Origin of the sequence: Xanthomonas massiliensis, from assembly GCF_900018785.1 — a bacterium.
In the GTDB taxonomy this organism is placed as follows: Bacteria; Pseudomonadota; Gammaproteobacteria; order Xanthomonadales; family Xanthomonadaceae; genus Xanthomonas_B; species Xanthomonas_B massiliensis.
On sequence record NZ_FCOY01000002.1, the window covers coordinates 143593 to 161688 of the forward strand.

An 18096-nucleotide genomic window follows, 5' to 3' on the forward strand; every position below is an offset into this window, starting at 1 on the left:
GGCTACATCAGCGCGTCGGCCAGGCGCGCGATGCCCTCGCGGCTGCGCCGCCAGGCCGGGCGCAGGCGCCAGGCGGCAAGGTCCACGTGGTCGGAATGGGCCAGGTAGTCGGCCTCGATCTGGCGCATGCGCTCCACCACGCCCTTGTCGTAGCAGAGCATGCCGATCTCCTCGTTGAGGGCGAAGGACCGGATGTCCAGGTTGATCGAGCCGACCAGGGCGATGTCCTCGTCCACGCTCAGGTGCTTGGCGTGCAGGAAGTGCGGCCGGTACAGGGCGATCTTCACCCCGCAGCGCAGCAGGTCCTCGTAGTACGCCTCCTGCGCCCAGGCGGTGATCGCCTTGTTGTTGGTCGCCGACAGGATCAGCTGCACGTCCACGCCCGACATCGCGGCGATGCGCAGCGCGCTCAGGGTGGCCTCGTCGGGCACGAAATAGGGCGTCACCAGCACCAGCTTGCGCCGCGCCAGGTGGATCAGCGCGTTGACCGCGTCGCGCGCGTTCTCGAACGGATAGGCCGGCCCGCTCGGCAGCAGCTGCGCGGCCACGTCCTGCGGGTAGCGGTGGGCGTCGGGCAGCACCACCAGGCGCTGCCCGGTCTCGATGAACCAGTCGCTGGCGAACACCGCCTCCAGGTGGTTGACCGCCGGGCCACGCACCCGCGCGACCAGCTCGCGGTTGGGGCAATGGTCGACGAAGTCCGGCAGCGCCAGGTTCTGCGAGCCGACGTAGGCCACGCGGTTGTCGATCACCGCGACCTTGCGGTGGTTGCGCAGGTCCATGCGCCCGCTGCGGCGCCAGCGCAGGCCGCCGGGCAGCAGCGCCTGCACGTCCACCCCCGCCGCCTGCAGGCGCTTGCGGTAGCGTCGCAGGCCGCGCTTGGCCCCGACCGCGTCGAGCAGCAGGCGGCAGCGCACCCCGCGCGCGGCGGCGCGTTCCAGCGCCGCGACCACGCGGTCGCCGACGCGGTCGTCGTACATCAGGTAATAGAGCAGGTGCACGCGCTTGGTGGCGCCGTCGATGTCGTCGATCAGCGCGCGCAGCGAGCTGATGTAGTTGTCCATCAGCTCGACCGCGTTGCCGCGCGTGGCCATGAAGTCGCCCTGGTTCTCCACCAGCGGCACCATCTCCGCGGCGGCGCTGCCGGGCGGGGGCGACCAGCGCAGCTGGTCCAGCGGCGCCTGCTGCTCGCGGATGACCTGGGAGGCCTGCTGCTGGCGCTCCACGCGCTCGCGCGAGAGCCAGGGATGGCCGAACAGCAGGTACAGCGGCAGCCCCAGCAGCGGCACGAAGCCGATCAGCAGCAGCCAGCTGCGCGCCGCGCCGGGGGTGGTGCGCGAGGGGATCCAGCACAGCGCGGCCACCCGGATCAGCCAATCCAGCGCCAGCAGCAGCAGCCCGCTGGAGATCTCCGGCGAGGCGGCCACGGCAAGGAGGGGAGCGGGATTCATGACGGCCGATTCTGCCGTCGGCCGGCCCGCGCAGGCAAAGCGGCGCGGCTGCGGCGCCCGTGGCGGAACGGCCAGCGGTCCGGCACCTCGTCGCCGCGGCGCGCGGCGCACACCTCGCGGAACACCCGGACGAAGGCGGCCTGGACCCGCGTCGGGTGCCAGTCCGAGCGGGTGGTCATGCCGATGCTGCGGCGTACCGCCGGGCCGGCCAGGCCGATCTCGGCCAGCAGCCCGGCGCGCTGCTCGATCAGGAACTGGTCGCGCGACATCAGCGTCAGCCAGTCGTCCTCCAGCATCAGGCCGCGGATGATCAGCACCGACCCGCACTCGATGCGCAGCATCGGCGGCTCCAGCCCGCGTTCCCGGAACATGCGCTCCCAGCGCGCGCGCACCGGGGCGCCGGTCGCGGCGATCACCCACGGATAGTCGAGCAGGCGCTCGAACGCGAACGCGGCGCCCGCCAGCGGATGGCCGCTGCGGGCCACGATCACCGGGTCGTCCTCGAACAGGCCCTCCTGCACCACGTCGCGCACCGGCAGGCGGTCGCGCATGGCGCCGATCAGCAGGTCCAGGCTGCCCTGGCGCAGTTCGCCGAGCAGCTCGCTGTAGGGGCCCTCGACCACGCTCACGCTGGCCCCGGGATGGGCGCGGGCGAAGCGCGCCAGCACCTGCGGCAGCAGGATCGCGCGGGCCAGCGGCATCGCTCCCAGGACGATGCGGCCGGCGTCGTGCGAGCGCAGCGCGGCCAGTTCGTCCAGGCCGGCGGCGAGCTCGGCCAGCGCCAGGCGCACCGGCCGCAGCATGCGGATCGCCGCCGAGGTCGGCTGCACCGTCTTGCCGCGGCGCAGGGTCAGCGGCACCTCGACCAGCTCGGCCAGCTCGCGCACGGCCCGGTAGATGGCGGGCTGGGAGATCCCGACCCTGGCCGCGGCCAGGGTGAAGCTGCCGGCCTGGTCCACCGCTGCCAGGGCCCGCAGCTGGCCCAGCGTGACCCGCCGCTCGATGCCGGCCACCGCCGCCAGGCGCTGCGAGCGCCGGGCCAGGCGCACGCCGCGGCCGACGTAGCCCAGCGCGCGCTCGATCCGCGGCAGCAACAGCTGCATGGCCTCGCTCGCCACCATGCCGCCGGGCTGGCGCTCGAACAGGGCGGCATCCAGCTGCTTCTCCACCCGTGCCACCGCCTGGGTCAGCGCCGGTTGTGAAAGGTTCACCTGCGCGGCCGCCGCGCTGATGCTGCCGCTGCGGCACACCACCGCCAGGGCGTGCAGGTGTCTGAGGTTCAGTTCGGGCAGCCGGTCCATTGCCACAACTATAACCAGATCCTATACCCCTGTCGGAAAACGATCTTGAGCTGGACGCGCCCCGCTGCACAGACTCGCCCTCCCCGAAGGAGAGGATGGACCGATGCCCAGCGTCGTCACCCGGATCGAGCGCGCCCCCGCGGCGGTCATCGACGGCCTCGCCCACGCCGGCGTGGCCACCGTGCACGAGGCTCAGGGCCGCATCGGCCTGCTGCATCACCGGCTGCGCCCGGTCTACGCCGGCGCGCGCATCGCCGGCAGCGCGGTGACGGTCTCGGTACCGCCCGGCGACAACTGGATGATGCACGTGGCGATCGAGCAGCTGCGCCCGGGCGACCTGCTGGTCGTCGCCCCTACCAGCGAGTGCACCGACGGCTACTTCGGCGACCTGCTGGCGACCTCGGCGCAGGCGCGCGGCTGCGTCGGGCTGGTCATCGATGCCGGCGTGCGCGACGTGCGCGAGCTCACCGCGATGGGCTTCCCGGTGTGGAGCCGCGCCATACATGCCCAGGGCACGGTCAAGGAGACCCTGGGCTCGGTCAACGTGCCGCTGGTTTGCGCCGGCGCATGGGTGAACCCCGGCGACGTGGTGGTCGCCGACGACGACGGCGTGTGCGTGGTGGCGCGCGCCGAGGCCGAGCGCGTGCTGGCCGAGGCACAGGCGCGCGAGGCGCGCGAGACCGACAAGCGCGAGCGCCTGGCGCGCGGCGAACTCGGCCTGGACATCTACAGGATGCGCGAGCGCCTGGCCGAGAAGGGCCTGAAGTATGTCTGAGACGGTGCCGGCCGGCGGCGTGCGCGCGATGTGGATGCGCGGCGGCACCTCCAAGGGCGGGTTCTTCCTGGCCGACGAGCTGCCGGCCGACATCGCCGCGCGCGATGCCTTCCTGCTGCGCGCCTACGGTTCGCCGGACCCGCGCCAGATCGACGGCATGGGCGGCGCCGACCCGCTGGCCTCCAAGGTCGCGGTGGTCTCGGCCTCGACGCGCGAGGATGCCGACGTGGACTACCTGTTCCTGCAGGTCTACGTCGACCAGGCGCTGGTCAGCGATGCGCAGAACTGCGGCAACATGCTGGCCGGGGTCGGCCCGTTCGCGATCGAGCGCGGCCTGGTGGCCGCCGGCGACGGCGAGACCGAGGTGCGGATCTTCATGGTCAACACCGGCAAGCTCGCCGTCGCCACGGTGCGTACCCCGGGCGGCCGGGTCGACTACGCCGGTACCGCGCACATCGATGGCGTGCCCGGCACGGCCGCGCCGATCCCGCTCGCCTTCGCCGACATCGCCGGCTCCTCCTGCGGCGCGCTGCTGCCGACCGGCAACGTCGTGGACACGATCGACGGCGTGCAGGCCACCCTGATCGACAACGGCATGCCGTGCGTGGTGATGCGCGCGCAGGATCTGGGCATCGACGGCTACGAGGACCGTGCCACGCTCGATGCCGACACGGCGCTGAAGGCACGGCTGGAGTCGATCCGGCTGCAGGCCGGCCCGCCGATGCACCTGGGCGACGTCGCCGACAAGACCGTGCCGAAGATGATGCTGGTGGCCGCGCCGCGCGCCGGCGGCTCGATCTGCGTGCGCTCGTTCATCCCGCACCGCTGCCACGCCTCGATCGGCGTGCTCGGCGCGGTCAGCGTCGCCACCGCCTGCCTGCTGCCGGGCTCGCCGGCGCAGGCGCTGGCGCGGCTGCCGGGAGGCCGCAGGCAACAGATCGACGTCGAGCACCCCAGCGGGGCGACCGGCTGCGTCATCGAGCTCGACGAACACGGAGCGGTGGTCCGCGCCGCGGTGCTGCGCACCGCCCGGAAACTCTTCGACGGCGTGCTGTTCGGCTGAGTCCGGCGCCCCCGTTTCCGTTTTTTTCTTCCTGGGAGGGTAGAGCATGGCAAGCGTGGAGAAGCGGTCCGGCCGCTTCGGCTTCATCAAGCAACTGTGGTTCCAGGTGCTGCTGGGCACGCTGCTCGGCGTGCTGCTGGGCTGGCTGGCGCCGGACATCGGCACGGCGATGAAGCCGTTCGGCGATGCCTTCATCAACCTCATCCGGATGATGATCGGCCCGATCATCTTCGTCACCGTGGTGCACGGCATCGCCGGCATGAACGACATGCGCAGCGTCGGCCGGGTCGCGTTCAAGGCGCTGCTGTACTTCGAGGTCATCACCACCATCGCGCTGGTATTCGGCCTGGTGACGGTGAACCTGTGGCAGCCCGGCACCGGCATGAACGTGGACGCCAGCCGGATCGACGCCAGCGCCATCCAGGGCTACGTGCACGCCGCCCACGACCAGGGCATGGTCGCCTACCTGATGAACATCATCCCGACCACCCTGCTCAGCGCGCTAGTCGAGCCGCACGTGCTGCAGGTGCTGTTCGTCTCGGTCCTGTTCGGCATCGCGCTGGCCTCGATCGGCGAGCGCGCGACCCCGGTGATGCGGGTGATCGAGAGCGCCTCGCAGGCGCTGTTCAAGATGATCGGCTTCATCATGTGGTTCGCCCCGGTCGGCGCGTTCGGCGCGATCGCCTTCACCATCGGCCAGTTCGGCGCCGGCTCGCTGCTCTCGCTCGGCGAGCTGATCCTGGAGTTCTTCGTGGTCTGCGCCCTGTTCACCACGGTGGTGCTCGGCACGGTGTGCTGGTGGTGCGGGGTCAGCCTGGTGAGGCTGCTGGGCTACCTGCGCGAGGAGATCGTGATCGTCGCCGCCACCACTTCCACCGAGACGGTGCTGCCGCGGCTGATCCTGAAGATGCGCAAGGCCGGCTGCGAGGAGAGCGTGGTCGGTTTCGTGATCCCCGCCGGCTACTCGTTCAACCTCGACGGCACCTGCCTGTACCTGACCACGGTGGCGGTGTTCCTGGCCCAGGCCACCAACACCCACCTGACGTTGTGGCACGAGATCGGGCTGATCACGGTGCTGCTGCTCACCTCCAAGGGCGCGGCCGGCGTGGCCGGCGCGGCGTTCGTGGTGCTGGCGGCCACGCTCGGCACCACCGGCGCCATCCCGGTGGCCAGCATCGCGCTGATCCTCGGCATCCACCGCATCCTGGCCGAGGGCCTGACCTTCGTGAACCTGCTGGGCAACGCGATCGCCACGATCGTCATCGCCAAGTGGGAAGGCAAGCTCGACGAGACCGCACTGGCCCAGACCATCGGCCGCCGCGGCCTGCGCCGCCGCCTGCGCGTGCAGCAGGCCTGAGCGCTCGCGCGCGGCGGCATCGCGGCCGCCGCGCCATCCATCCACCATCGTGCCGGCCGGAGGGGGCCGGGCAGGAGGCGTCATGTCGCGTATCACCCGTTCCACCACCCTGGGCCTGCTGCTGGGAGGGCTCGCCGCCGGCACGATCGCGCCGGCGGTGGCGCAGCAGCAGGCCGCCGCGCCCGCCGCCAAGGCGCCGGACGGCATCGATCTCACCTTCGACTTCGTCGGCAATGCCGCCTCCAATCCGGTCGGCGGCATCGAGCAGGGCACCGAGGGCTCGTACTGGTTCATGGCCGAATCCAGGTTCGACCTGGACAAGCTGTTCGGGCTGCACGGCACCGAAGTGGACGTGCAGGGCGCCTGGTTCGCCGGGCGCAACCTGGCGCGCGAGAAGATCGGCAACTCGATCAGCGCCCAGCAGACCTGGCGCCCGGTGGCCGGCGGCCGCCTGACCCGGTTCACCGTCAAGCACCGCTTCGACAACGGCCTGAGCATCATCGCCGGGCGCACGGCACTGAACAGCTACTTCAACAACTCCCCGCTCGACTGCGTGTTCATGAGCAACGCGATGTGCCTGACCCCGTACGGGCCGATCACCGACCTGGGCATCACCGCCTATCCGAATTCGTCGTGGGCCGGCCTGGTGCGCTTCGACGCGAAGTCGCACTGGTACGTGCAGGCCGGCGTGTTCGACTACAACAACGACCTCAACAAGGCCGGCAAGAACGGCCTGGACTTCTCCTGGCGCGACGGTACCGGCACGCTCAGCGCCGGCGAGCTGGGCTACCAGACCAGCTTCGCCGACGATCGCCTGCCGCGCGCCTACCGGCTCGGCGTGTACCGCAACAGCGACGGCGGCAAGAGCCCGTTCTACGACGCGAACGGCAACTCCGCCGCGCTCACCGGCAAGGGCTTCGCCGCCCAGGACGGCAGCCGCGTCGGCTGGTACGCGATGGGCGACCAGACCGTCTGGCGCGGCGACGGCAAGCGCAACCTGGCGCTGTTCGGCCGCTACTTCATCAACACCGGCAACCCGGCGGCGGTGAAGTACTTCGCCGCGCTCGGCGCGGTCAAGACCGGCACCTTCGCCGGGCGCGACCAGGACACCCTGGCGCTGTTCGTCTCCGACACCCATTTCGATCCGCTGGAGATGGCCTACCTGCGCGACCGCCGCGCCCGCGCCGGCGGGACCGGCACCCCGCACAACGACGAGATCATCGCCGAGCTCAGCTACGGCTGGGCGGCGTACCGCGGCCTGCGCGTGATGCCCAACCTGCAGTACGTCGTCAATCCCGATCCCATCAACGCCCCGACCCGGCGCCACGACATCCCCGACGTGCTGATCGTCGGGCTGCGCGTGGACGTGCACTTCGCCGACCTGCTGGGTTGGTGACCCTCCCTCCCCCACCGAGGCCCCCCATGATCATCGACTGCCACGGCCACTACACCACCGCACCGGCCGCCCACGACGCCTTCCGCAAGGCGCAGGTGGCGCACTTCAACGACCCGGCGCTGCCGGCGCCGGACTACCCGCACATCTCCGACGACCAGATCCGCGAGAGCATCGAGGCCAACCAGCTGCGCCTGCTGCGCGAGCGCGGCGCCGACATGACCATCTTCTCGCCGCGCGCCAGCACCATGGCCCACCACGTCGGCGACGAGGCCGTCAGCCAGGCCTGGACCCGGCGCTGCAACGATCTGATCGCGCGCGTGGTGCAGCTCTACCCCGAGACCTTCATCGGCGTGTGCCAGCTGCCGCAGTCGCCGGGGGTGCCGATCGCCCATTCCATCGCCGAGCTGGAACGCTGCGTCAACCAGCTCGGCTTCGTCGGCTGCAACCTCAACCCCGATCCGTCCGGCGGCCACTGGACCGGCCTGCCGCTCACCGACCGCGCCTGGTATCCGTTCTTCGAGAAGATGGTCGAGCTGGACGTGCCGGCGATGGTGCACGTGTCCGGCAGCTGCAACGCCAACTTCCACGCCACCGGCGCGCACTACCTCAATGCCGACACCACCGCCTTCATGCAGTTCCTGCAGGGCGAGCTGTTCCGCGACTTCCCCGAGCTGCGCTTCGTCATCCCGCACGGCGGCGGCGCGGTGCCCTACCACTGGGGCCGCTTCCGTGGCCTGGCCGACATGCTCGGCAAGCCGCCGCTGTCCGAGCACGTGATGAAGAACGTGTTCTTCGATACCTGCGTCTACCATCAGCCCGGCATCGACCTGCTGTTCGAGGTGATCGACATCGACAACATCCTGTTCGGCTCGGAGATGGTCGGCGCGGTGCGCGGCATCGACCCGCAGACCGGACATTACTTCGACGACACCAAGCGCTACATCGACGCGCTGGCGATCCCAGAGGCCGACAAGCGCAAGGTGTTCGAGGGCAATGCACGCCGCGTGTACCCGCGCCTGGATGCGCAACTGAAAGCGAGGGGACTGTGATGAGCCAACCCACGACGGGACCGTTCCAGAAGGATGCCGACTGGCTGGACTTCGATCCGGCGCCGAGCAAGCCGCGCTTCGTGCTGCCACGGGGCGCGGTGGACGCGCACTGCCACGTGTTCGGCCCGGGCGCGGTGTTTCCCTACGCGCCCGAGCGCAAGTACACGCCCTGCGACGCCGGCAAGGAACAACTGTTCGCGCTGCGCGACTTCCTCGGCTTCGAACGCAACGTGATCGTGCAGGCCACCTGCCACGGCGCCGACAACCGCGCCCTGGTCGATGCGCTGCGCAGTGCCGGCGGGCGCGCACGCGGCATCGCCACCGTGCGCGACAGCGTCGGCGACGCCGAGCTGCAGGACCTGCATGCGGCCGGCGTACGCGGGGTGCGCTTCAACTTCGTGCGGCGGCTGGTGGACCCCAAGCCGGATGCCTACTACCACCGCATCATCGAGCGCATCGCCGCGCTCGGCTGGCAGGTGGTGGTGTATTTCGAGGCCGCCGACCTGGCCGAGCGCTGGGATTTCTTCACCTCGCTGCCGACCACGGTGGTGGTGGACCACATGGGCCGGCCGGACGTATCCCAGCCGGTGGACGGGCCGGAATTCCAGCGCTTCGTGCGGCTGATGGCCGAATGCGGCAACGTCTGGAGCAAGGTCAGCTGCCCGGAACGGCTGTCGCGGCTGGGCCCGCCCGGCTACGACGACGTGGTGCCGTTCGCGCGATACCTGGTCGAGCGTTTCCCCGACCGCGTGCTGTGGGGCACCGACTGGCCCCATCCGAACATGAAGAGCCACATGCCCGACGACGGCGCGCTGGTCGATTTCATCCCGCGCATCGCCCCCACCGCCGAGCTCCAGCACAAGCTGCTGGTCGACAACCCGATGCGGCTGTACTGGCCGGCGGGTTAACGTTCTGCGGGCTCAAGGTGCCCCGCCAGGTGTCGCGATCAATCGGTCTCCCGCCGGGATGCCTGCGACGACGCATCGCCAGGCGCACCGGGACCGATCACATGGCGGCAGGCCGAACCCGCTCAGCCGCTCTCGTCCGCATGAGCCGCCACTCCGGCCATTTTCTTCCAACGCCCCGCCTGGAAATTGCACACACAAAACGCACAAAGCCCGCCTTGCGGCGGGCTTTGCTCGAAGGCGCTGGACGACCAGCCATTCGGCTGTTGAACAGCACTTCCCGCCTGCGCGGGAATGACGCAATGGCAAAGGCGGGCGCTCGTGCCCGCGCCATTGCGTCACTTGATCTTGCCTTCCTTGTAGATCACGTGCTTGCGGACGACGGGATCGTACTTCTTGATCTCCATCTTCCCGGGGGTGTTCTTCTTGTTCTTGTCCGTCGTGTAGAAGTGGCCGGTGTTGGCCGACGAAATCAGACGGATCTTGTCGCGCTTGGAAGCCATGTTCGCTTACCTCCTCAGACCTTCTCGCCGCGGGCACGCAGCTCGGCCAGGACGGCGTCGATGCCGTTCTTGTCGATGGTGCGCAGGGCGTGGTTGGAAACACGGAGCTTGATCCAGCGGTTCTCGCTGGCCACCCAGAAACGACGCTCGTGCAGGTTGGGCAGGAAGCGGCGGCGGGTCTTGTTGTTGGCGTGGGAGACGTTGTTGCCCGTCTGCACACGCTTGCCGGTTACTTGGCATACGCGGGACATTGCGCACCTCGATAGTGAACGGTTGCCTTCCTTGGCCAGGAAGACGGCGGCCCCGGCGGCCGGCGGCCGCGCGCGATCGGGAGGGAAATCCGCCCCTTGCCGGCGCCGGCAACGCGCTTGCCGGCGCCATCCCGGCCGCAACCGGGACGAGCGAGCCGTGCATTGTCCTGCATGATTCCTTTGCATGCAAGCACTTAGCCCTGTCACCGGCGCTCGTGCCGGTGCACCCAGCGGTACAGCACCGGCAACACCAGCAGGGTCAGCAGGGTCGAGGACACGATGCCGCCGATCACCACCGTGGCCAGAGGGCGCTGCACCTCCGAGCCGGCGCCGGTGTTGAGCGCCATCGGCACGAAGCCCAGCGAGGCCACCAGCGCGGTCATCAGCACCGGCCGCAGACGGGTCAGCGCGCCGTGGCGCACCGCCTGTTCCAACGACTCGCCCTGTTCGCGCATATGCCGGACGAAGCTGATCATCACCAGGCCGTTGAGCACCGCGACCCCGGACAGGGCGATGAAACCGATGCCGGCCGAGATCGAGAACGGAATCCCGCGCAGGATCAGGGCCATCACCCCGCCGGTCAGCGCCAGCGGCACGCCGGAAAACACGATCGCGGCATCCTTGGCCGAACCGAACGCCCAGAAAAGCAGTGCGAAGATCAGCACCAGCGTCACCGGCACCACGATCGCCAGGCGCTGGCTGGCCGAGATCAGCTGCTCGAAGCTGCCGCCGTATTCGATCCAGTAGCCGGTCGGCAGTTTCACCTGCGCATCGACCGTGCGCCGCAGCTCGGCGACGAAGCCGCCCAGATCGCGCTCGCGCACGTTGGCGGTGACCGCAATCCTGCGCTTGCCGTCGTAGCGGTTGATCTGGTTGGCGCCTTCGATCATTTCGACCTTGGCCACGCTGCCCAGCGGCACAGTGCGTGGAGCCTGACCATTGGCCGATTCATCCGTCGCAGGCAACGGAATCGGCAGCGCAGCGATCGCCGCCGGGTCCTGGCGCAGATGCTCGGGCAAGCGCACCACGATGTCGAAGCGGCGGTCGCCTTCGAACAGCTGGCCGGCGACCTCGCCGCCGATGGCGGTGGCCACCGTCGTCTGCACGTCTTGCAGGCTCAAACCGTAGGCCGACAGCGCAAGCCGGTCGGGCACGATCGACAGCAACGGCAGGCCGCCGGCCTGCTCCACCCGCACGTCGGCGGCCCCGTCCACGGTGCCGGCCACGGCGGCGATGCGCTGGCCCACGCGCAGCAGCGTGTCCAGGTCATCGCCGTACAGGTTGACCGCCACGTCCGAACGCACACCGGAGATCAGCTCGTTGGTGCGCATCTGGATTGGCTGGCTGAACTCGTAGTTGTTGCCCGGCACCGTGGCGACCACGGCCTGGATTTCCTCGACCAAGACGTCCTTGCGCTTGCGCGGATCCGGCCATTGCGCGCGCGGCTTGAGCATCACGTAGGCATCGCCGACCGACGGCGGCATCGGGTCGGAGGCGACTTCGGCCGTGCCCAGCCGGGTGAACACGCGTTCGACCTCGGGCACTTCCAGCAGGCGCGTTTCCAGCCGGCGCTGCATCGCCACCGACTGGCTCAGGCTGGTGCCGGGGATGCGCATGGCCTGCAGGGCGATGTCGCCTTCGTCCAGGTTGGGCACGAACTCGCTGCCCAGCCGCGTGGCCAGCACCGCGCTGCCGGCCAGCAACAGCACCGCACCGATGGCGACCAGGGCGCCGCGGTGCAGGGCGAAGTCCAGCAACGGCTGGTAACGCCGTCGCAGCCAGGCCATCACCCGGTTCTCCTTTTCCTCGACCTTGCCACCCAGCATCAAGGCGATCGCCGCCGGCACGAAGGTCAGCGCCAGTAGCATCGCACCTGCCAGCGCCATCACCACGGTGATCGCCATCGGGTGGAACATTTTCCCCTCCACGCCGGTCAGGGCGAAGATCGGCAGGTACACGGTGGTGATGATGCCCAGGCCGAACAGGCTGGGCCGGATCACCTCCGCGGTGGCGCTGGCGGTCAGGTCGAAACGTTCGTCCAGGGCCAGCGTCCGGCCGAGTTCGTGCTGGCGCTCGCCGAAGCGGCGCAGGCAGTTCTCGATGATGATCACCGCGCCATCGACGATCAGGCCGAAGTCCAGCGCGCCCAGGCTCATCAGGTTGGCCGACACCCCGGTGCGGGCCATGCCGGTCAGGGTGAACAGCATCGCCAGCGGGATCACCGCCGCGGTGATCAATGCCGCACGGAAATTGCCCAGCAGTGCGAACAGGATGACGATGACCAGCAACGCCCCTTCCACCAGGTTTTTCTCGACCGTGGCGATGGTGCGGTCCACCAGCACGGTGCGATCGTAGACCGGTGTGACGGTGACGCCCGCCGGCAGGCTCTTGCTGGCCTCCTTCAGGCGCGCGGCCACGGCCCGGGCGACATCACGGCTGTTGGCACCGACCAGCATGATCGCGGTGCCCAGCACCACCTCATGGCCGTTCTGGGTGGCCGCGCCGTTGCGCAGCTCCTTGCCTTCGATCACCCGGGCCACATCGCGGATGCGGATGACGGTGGGGCCGCGCGTGCCCAGCACGATGGACTGGATCTGTGGAATGTCCCCCACTTGGCCGGGCACGCGTACCAGGAACTGCTGGCCGTTGCGCTCGATGTAGCCGGCACCGGCATTCCGGTTGTTGGCCTGCAATGCCTGCACCACGTCATCGAAGGTGAAGCCGAGTGCGCGCAGTCGCGCCGGATCGGGGGTGACATGGATCTCGCGCTTGTAGCCGCCCAGGGTGTTGACCTCGGTGACGCCGGGCACGTTGCGCAGCTGCGGGCGGATCACCCAGTCCTGCAGCGTGCGCAGGTCGGTGGCGGTATACGGCGTGCCGTCGGGCTTGCGCGCCTCGGGGTCGGCATCGACGGTGTAGCTGAAGATCTCGCCCATGCCGGTGGCGATCGGCCCCAGCGTGGGTTCGATGCCACCGGGAATCTGCGATTTCACCTGCGACAGGCGTTCGGCCACCTGCTGGCGGGCGAAGTAGAGGTCGGTACCGTCCTTGAACACCACGGTGATCTGCGACAGGCCGTAGCGCGAGAGCGAACGGAAGTAATCCATCTTCGGCAGGCCGGCCATCGCCGTCTCCACCGGATAGGTGATGCGCTGCTCCACTTCCAGCGGCGAATAGCCGGGCGCGGCGGTGTTGATCTGGACCTGGACGTTGGTGATGTCCGGGGTGACGTCGATCGGCAACTGGCGGAAGCTCCAGATGCCGAGGGCGACCAGCGCCAGGGTCAGGGCCATGACCAGCCAGCGATGGTTGATCGAGGCGCGGATGATTTTGTCGAGCATGTGGATATCTCCGTCAGTGCTCGTGGGATGCGCCGGACTTCTCGATGTCCGCCTTGACCAGGTAGCTCTGCGCCACCACCACGTCCTCGCCTGCCTTCACGCCTTCGAGGATTTCCACATGGGTGGCATCGCGTGCGCCGGTCTTCACCGCGCGGGCGGTGTAGGTATCGCCCGTGCGCACGAACACAGCCTCGTGGCCGTCCATGGTCTGCAACGCCGCCAGCGGCAGCACCAGCGCCGCGTCGCGGCGATCGGTGGTGATGCGGGCGGTGACGGCCATACCGGGACGCCACTGGCCGTCGGCGTTGTCCAGCGTGGCGCGGGCGATCGCGCTCTGGCTTGCGGCAAACGTGCCGGGCAGCACACGCTCGATGGTGGTCTCAATGGCGCTGCCGTCGTACAGGCGGGTAAGGGTGAGAGGAGCGCCGGCCGGCACCTGGCGGATCTGCTCGCCGAACAGGCTCAGGTCGGCCCAGACCTTGGAAAGATTGGCGATCTCGAACAGCGACTGGCCCTCGGCCGCGCCGCCGCCCAGCTGGGCCTGGCGGCTCAGCACCACGCCGGAAATCGGCGCGGACACCGCATACGTGCTCAGGCTCAGGTTGCTGTCGATGGCGGCCAACGGCTGTCCTGCCCTGACCTGGTCGCCGACGTTGGCACGCAGCGACTGGATGCGGCCCGGGTAGCGCGCGGTGACCTGGGCGACGCTGCCGTCGATCGCACTCAGCAGTCCTTGGACTTCAAGTTCCTGCGCAATGGTGCCCGCCGCGGCCGTGGCCGTCTTGATGCCGTTCGCGTCGGCTTCGGCCTTGTCGATTACGGTGGATTCGGTGGCTTCTTCGTGCCCACCGTCTTCTGCGCTGGCGGCTTTTTCTTCCGCAGCGGGTGCGGTTTCCTGTTTGCCGCAACCGGCCAGCAACAGGGAGATCGTCAAGACCAGGGTGGTGGCCGAGAGGCTTTTCGCAAGAATCTTCATGGGGTGCTTTCCGAACGGGGGGCGTTGCCGGCGGCCGCGACGATGGGCTGGCCGGTCAGGCGCTGGATTTCGATGAGGGCGGTTTGTGCGTTCAGGGCGGCCTGCAACTGGCGTCTGCGCGCCTGCACTCGCTGGTCCTGCAGCATCGCCCACTCCATGTAGCTGATCGCGCCTGCACGCCAGGCAAGGTCGGCGGCCTGCTCGGCCTTCGCCAGCCGTGGCAGCACGTCGCCGGCCAGCGTTTCGCTTTCCAGTCGCGCGGTGACGTAGTCGCCGTAGGCACCGGACAGGGTGGAATACAGCCGGATCGACAGCGCTTCGCGTTCGACCGCACTCAGGGCCAGTTCGGCCTCGGCGGCGTGGATACCCGGCTGGGCGCGACGCGACATGCCCAGCGGCATGCTCAGGCCGGCCACCAGCGCCACGTCGTTGTCGTCGCCTCGCAGCGTGCGTGCACCGACCTGCCATTGCAGGTCGGCCTTGGCCTCGCTGCGGGCCAGGCGCACTTGCGCCTCACGGATGCGGGCCTCGCCCGCCAACTGCGCCAGTTCGGGGGTCTTCTCCAGCCAAGCGCTCAGCTGCGCGAAGTCCTCCAGCGCCGGCAGGGCCAGCGGATCGCCGGCGACCGTGCCGAAATCCGGATCGCGCTGGTTCCACAGCGCTGCCAGAGTCTGCCGTGCCGCCCGCTCGCTTTGCAGGGTGCGGGCGCGGTCCAGCTCGGCCTCCGCCAGTGCCGCCTGCGCAGTGAGCACGACCGATTCGGGCGAGGCACCAGCGGCGTGCCGCCGCTGTGCCGCCTCGACGCTTCGCTTGCGCTGCTCAATGTCGGTCTCGGCAATCTCGCGTTGCCGGATCGCAGCGGTGACCGCCAGGTAGCGCCGGGCAGTTTCGGCCAGCAGGTCCAGGCGTGCGATCTCGCGCTGCGGCGCGAGGTTGTCGATGTTGGCCTGGGCGAAGGTGCGGCGCGCATCGAGCTTGCCGCCACGCTCGAGCACGCCGGCCAGGCTGACGGTCAGTTCGGCCTGGTCGAAGCCGCGGTAGGCGCCGCTGCCGGCCGCGTTTTCCAGCGTCGCGCCCAGGGTCAGCGGTGGGCGCAGGCCGGCGGCATCCAGATTGGCTTGCAGCACGTCGCGGCGGCCTTCGACCAGGCGCAGATCGGGATGGACGGCGGCGACGCGCGCGATCGCCTGATCGAGGGTAAGGACGGGCAAGGACGGCCGTTCCTGCGCATGCAGCGCAGGCACGACCGCGAGGGCGGCCACTGCCGCCAATCGCAACCACATGGGAAATTCTCCGCGGAAAGGGGACAGGCCGGGCCGTCAACCGGTCCGGCAGGCTTTCACGCGGCGATCGGGGGGCGCAGCAGGGACGCGACGCGGCTGCACGCCGGGCGCGCCTGGAACGGGCACGGCGGTTCGGCGGCCGGCACGGCGGTCGACCATGCCGGCAGCGCCGGCAGCAGCAGCACGGCATGGCCGTGGCAATGGCTGCCGTGCATCAGCGCATGCATCAGGCTGCCGGCATCGCCAGCCTGGTCGTCGGCCGCCGTCGCGTGTGCATCCGCGCCGGTCTCGGTGCCGGCATGCGCCAGCGCATGCACGTCGCCCAGTGCCGAAGCCATCGGCGCGGCCAGCACGCACAGCAGCAGCAAGGCCCACGCCAACAGGCGCGGCAGGCGGGCAGAGCGCTGGCGCAGGCACGACAACATGCCGGCAGGCTAGCCGGCTCCGGCGCGGTTACACAATCTCAGCCGGCGCGCTCGGCGGCGATCCAGGCGCGCACCTGCTGCTCCAGCACCGGCATCGGCACCGAGCCGGTGCCGAGGATGACATCGTGGAAGGCGCGGATGTCGAATGTCGGCCCGAGCGCCTGCTCGGCCTCGGCGCGCAGGCGCTGGATGGTCAGCTGGCCGAGCATGTAGCTCAGCGCCTGGCCGGGCCAGGAGATGTAGCGGTCCACCTCGGTTTCCACTTCGTGCCGGCTCAGCGCGGTGTGTTCGGCCAGATAGTCGATGGCCTGCTGCCGCGTCCAGCCGTCGTGGTGGATGCCGGTGTCGATCACCAGCCGGCAGGCGCGCCACATCTGGTAGGTCAGATAGCCGAAGCGCTCGTAGGGCGTCTCGTACAGGCCCATCTCCTCGCCCAGCTTCTCGGTGTACAGCGCCCAGCCCTCGCCGTAGGCGGAGATGTAGCCGTCGCGGCGGAACGCCGGCTGCTCGCCCTGCTCGGCAGCCAGGTTCAGCTGCAGCGAATGGCCGGGCGAGGACTCGTGCAGGGTCAGCGCCGGCAGGTTGTACAGCGGGCGCGAGGGCAGGTCGTAGGTGTTGACCCAGTACACGTCGGCACCGCCGCGGCCGGCGGTCCAGAACGGGGCGATGTCGGCCGGCACCGGCTTGATGGTGAAGCGCCCGCGCGGCAGCGTGCCGATGAACTTGCCGACCTCCCCGTCCACGCGCTTGGCGATCCACGCGGCGCGGTCGAGCAACTCCTGCGGGGTCTTGGCGTAGAACTGCGGGTCGGTGCGCAGGAACTGCAGGAAGTCGGCGAAGCGCGTCCGTGGCGAGCGCCCGGCGAATCCGGTGCGGTCGATCACCGCGTCCATCTGCTTCTGGATCTGCGCCACCTGCTCCAGGCCGATGCGGTGGATCTGCTCCGGGCTCAGCGCCAGCGTGGTGTATTCGCGGATCTGCTGGCGATAGAACGCCTTGCCGTCCGGCAACGCCTCGGCGGCCAGGGTGGTGCGTGCGCCCGGCACGTATTCGTCGCGGAAGAAGGCCAGCAGCTTGCCGAAGGCGGGCACGACGGCGCCGGCGATGGCGGCCCGGGCCTGCTCGCGCAGCGCGTCCTGCTCGGCGGCGGGAATGGTCGCCGGCAGTTGCCTGAACGGTGCGTAGAAGATGCTGGCGGTCGGGTCCTTCACCTCGGCGACCATCGCGATGGATACGTCGCGCCCGTCGAGCACCGCGCGCGGCACGGTGAAGCCGCGCTTCAGCCCGGCGCGCATGTTGGCGATGTGCTGGTCGAAGTAGCGCGGCACGTCGTCCAGGCGGGCGATGTAGGCGCGCAACTCCTGCGGCGTGCGCATCTGCCGCTGCGCCATGAAGCCCAGGTTCGACCAGAACGAGGTGTCCGAGTTGAACGGCATCTCGTACAGGCCGAAGCGCACCTCGTCGGCCAGGTTCTGCACCTGGTCGCGGTAGACCGCGTAGTTGACGCGGTTGGCCGGCGAGAGCCGCGCCGGGTCGATCGCGTCCAGCCGCGCCAGCACGTCCTGCCAGACCTTCAGCCGTGCCTGCTGCGCTGCCGGGGACACGTCGGGCAGCTGCGGGTTGTCGCCGGTGCTGTCGCTGTCCTCGTCGGCCTCGCCGGTGGTGGCCTGGCGCCAGGCCCATTCCTTCTCGTAGATCGCGCGGAAATCGGCATCGGCCGGGCGCTCCCGGTCCGCGGCGGCGGGCGCCGGGGCTTGCGGCCGGGCATCGGCGGCGGGAACGGCGGTCATCGACACGGGCAGCAGGACGAGCGAGAGGGCAACGGCAAGGGACGATCTCACGAAGGCAAACCTGGCGGCAGGGCGGTGCCCGCGATCATCCCACCCGCACCGCACCGGGTGCATGCCCCGGAAGTCCCTGTTGCAAAACCGGGAGCGCGATGACAAGAATGTTATAACATTTCCTATTCCACCTCCCCCCATGCCTCGCTCCCACCCGACTTCGCTGCCCCTGGCGGCGG

15 protein-coding genes are annotated in these 18096 nt (G+C 69.7%); 6 read left to right on the plus strand and 9 right to left on the minus strand.

Annotated elements, in window-relative coordinates; translation table 11 throughout:
* Positions 1 to 2: 2 nt before the first annotated feature.
* On the minus strand, positions 3 to 1451 hold the full coding sequence (cls, locus tag BN3794_RS00595; protein ID WP_066091778.1) for a cardiolipin synthase: 1449 nt from the start codon (positions 1449 to 1451) through the stop codon (positions 3 to 5).
* Entirely contained in the window at positions 1448 to 2752 is a 1305-nt protein-coding gene (locus BN3794_RS00600; protein ID WP_066091781.1) for a LysR family transcriptional regulator, read from the minus strand. The genes cls and BN3794_RS00600 overlap by 4 nt, the downstream gene beginning before the upstream one ends.
* Before the next feature lie 103 nt (positions 2753 to 2855).
* On the opposite strand from BN3794_RS00600, the gene BN3794_RS00605 reads away from it, so the two are divergent.
* The 6 genes from BN3794_RS00605 (at position 2856) to BN3794_RS00630 (ending at position 9300) form a co-directional block, all read left to right on the plus strand.
* Positions 2856 to 3527, plus strand: a complete 672-nt coding sequence (locus tag BN3794_RS00605) for a 4-carboxy-4-hydroxy-2-oxoadipate aldolase/oxaloacetate decarboxylase (protein WP_066091784.1) — start codon at positions 2856 to 2858, stop codon at positions 3525 to 3527.
* Positions 3520 to 4590: a 4-oxalomesaconate tautomerase gene (locus tag BN3794_RS00610; RefSeq protein WP_066091787.1), complete on the plus strand. Its 1071-nt coding sequence runs from the start codon at positions 3520 to 3522 to the stop codon at positions 4588 to 4590. Before BN3794_RS00605 ends, BN3794_RS00610 begins: the two co-directional genes overlap by 8 nt.
* Before the next feature lie 46 nt (positions 4591 to 4636).
* A complete protein-coding gene (gene dctA / locus BN3794_RS00615; protein WP_066091790.1) occupies positions 4637 to 5947 on the plus strand; it encodes a C4-dicarboxylate transporter DctA in 1311 nt (436 codons plus the stop codon).
* Between the two features lie 82 nt (positions 5948 to 6029).
* Entirely contained in the window at positions 6030 to 7343 is a 1314-nt protein-coding gene (locus BN3794_RS00620; RefSeq protein WP_066091793.1) for a carbohydrate porin, read from the plus strand.
* A 26-nt stretch (positions 7344 to 7369) separates the two neighbouring features.
* On the plus strand, positions 7370 to 8392 hold the full coding sequence (locus BN3794_RS00625; protein ID WP_066091796.1) for an amidohydrolase family protein: 1023 nt from the start codon (positions 7370 to 7372) through the stop codon (positions 8390 to 8392).
* Positions 8392 to 9300, plus strand: a complete 909-nt coding sequence (locus BN3794_RS00630) for an amidohydrolase family protein (protein WP_066091799.1) — start codon at positions 8392 to 8394, stop codon at positions 9298 to 9300. Before BN3794_RS00625 ends, BN3794_RS00630 begins: the two co-directional genes overlap by 1 nt.
* Positions 9301 to 9635: 335 nt before the next feature.
* Here BN3794_RS00630 and rpmG read toward each other — a convergent pair whose 3' ends face one another.
* The 7 genes from rpmG to BN3794_RS00665 all read right to left on the minus strand — a co-directional run bounded on the left by rpmG (position 9636) and on the right by BN3794_RS00665 (position 17917).
* On the minus strand, positions 9636 to 9800 hold the full coding sequence (rpmG, locus tag BN3794_RS00635; RefSeq protein WP_027070918.1) for a 50S ribosomal protein L33: 165 nt from the start codon (positions 9798 to 9800) through the stop codon (positions 9636 to 9638).
* 14 nt (positions 9801 to 9814) lie between these two features.
* Positions 9815 to 10051, minus strand: coding sequence for a 50S ribosomal protein L28 (rpmB, locus tag BN3794_RS00640; protein ID WP_066091801.1), 237 nt, complete (start codon positions 10049 to 10051; stop codon positions 9815 to 9817).
* Between the two features lie 203 nt (positions 10052 to 10254).
* Positions 10255 to 13392, minus strand: coding sequence for an efflux RND transporter permease subunit (locus tag BN3794_RS00645; RefSeq protein WP_066091803.1), 3138 nt, complete (start codon positions 13390 to 13392; stop codon positions 10255 to 10257).
* 13 nt (positions 13393 to 13405) lie between these two features.
* Positions 13406 to 14368, minus strand: a complete 963-nt coding sequence (locus BN3794_RS00650; protein ID WP_078059491.1) for an efflux RND transporter periplasmic adaptor subunit — start codon at positions 14366 to 14368, stop codon at positions 13406 to 13408.
* Positions 14365 to 15651 (minus strand): TolC family protein, encoded by a 1287-nt coding sequence (locus BN3794_RS00655; protein ID WP_066091807.1) that lies wholly within the window; start codon positions 15649 to 15651, stop codon positions 14365 to 14367. Before BN3794_RS00655 ends, BN3794_RS00650 begins: the two co-directional genes overlap by 4 nt.
* Before the next feature lie 56 nt (positions 15652 to 15707).
* A complete protein-coding gene (locus tag BN3794_RS00660; protein WP_066091811.1) occupies positions 15708 to 16076 on the minus strand; it encodes a hypothetical protein in 369 nt (122 codons plus the stop codon).
* A gap of 38 nt (positions 16077 to 16114) precedes the next feature.
* Positions 16115 to 17917, minus strand: coding sequence for a DUF885 domain-containing protein (locus BN3794_RS00665; RefSeq protein ID WP_066091814.1), 1803 nt, complete (start codon positions 17915 to 17917; stop codon positions 16115 to 16117).
* Positions 17918 to 18096: the final 179 nt, after the last annotated feature.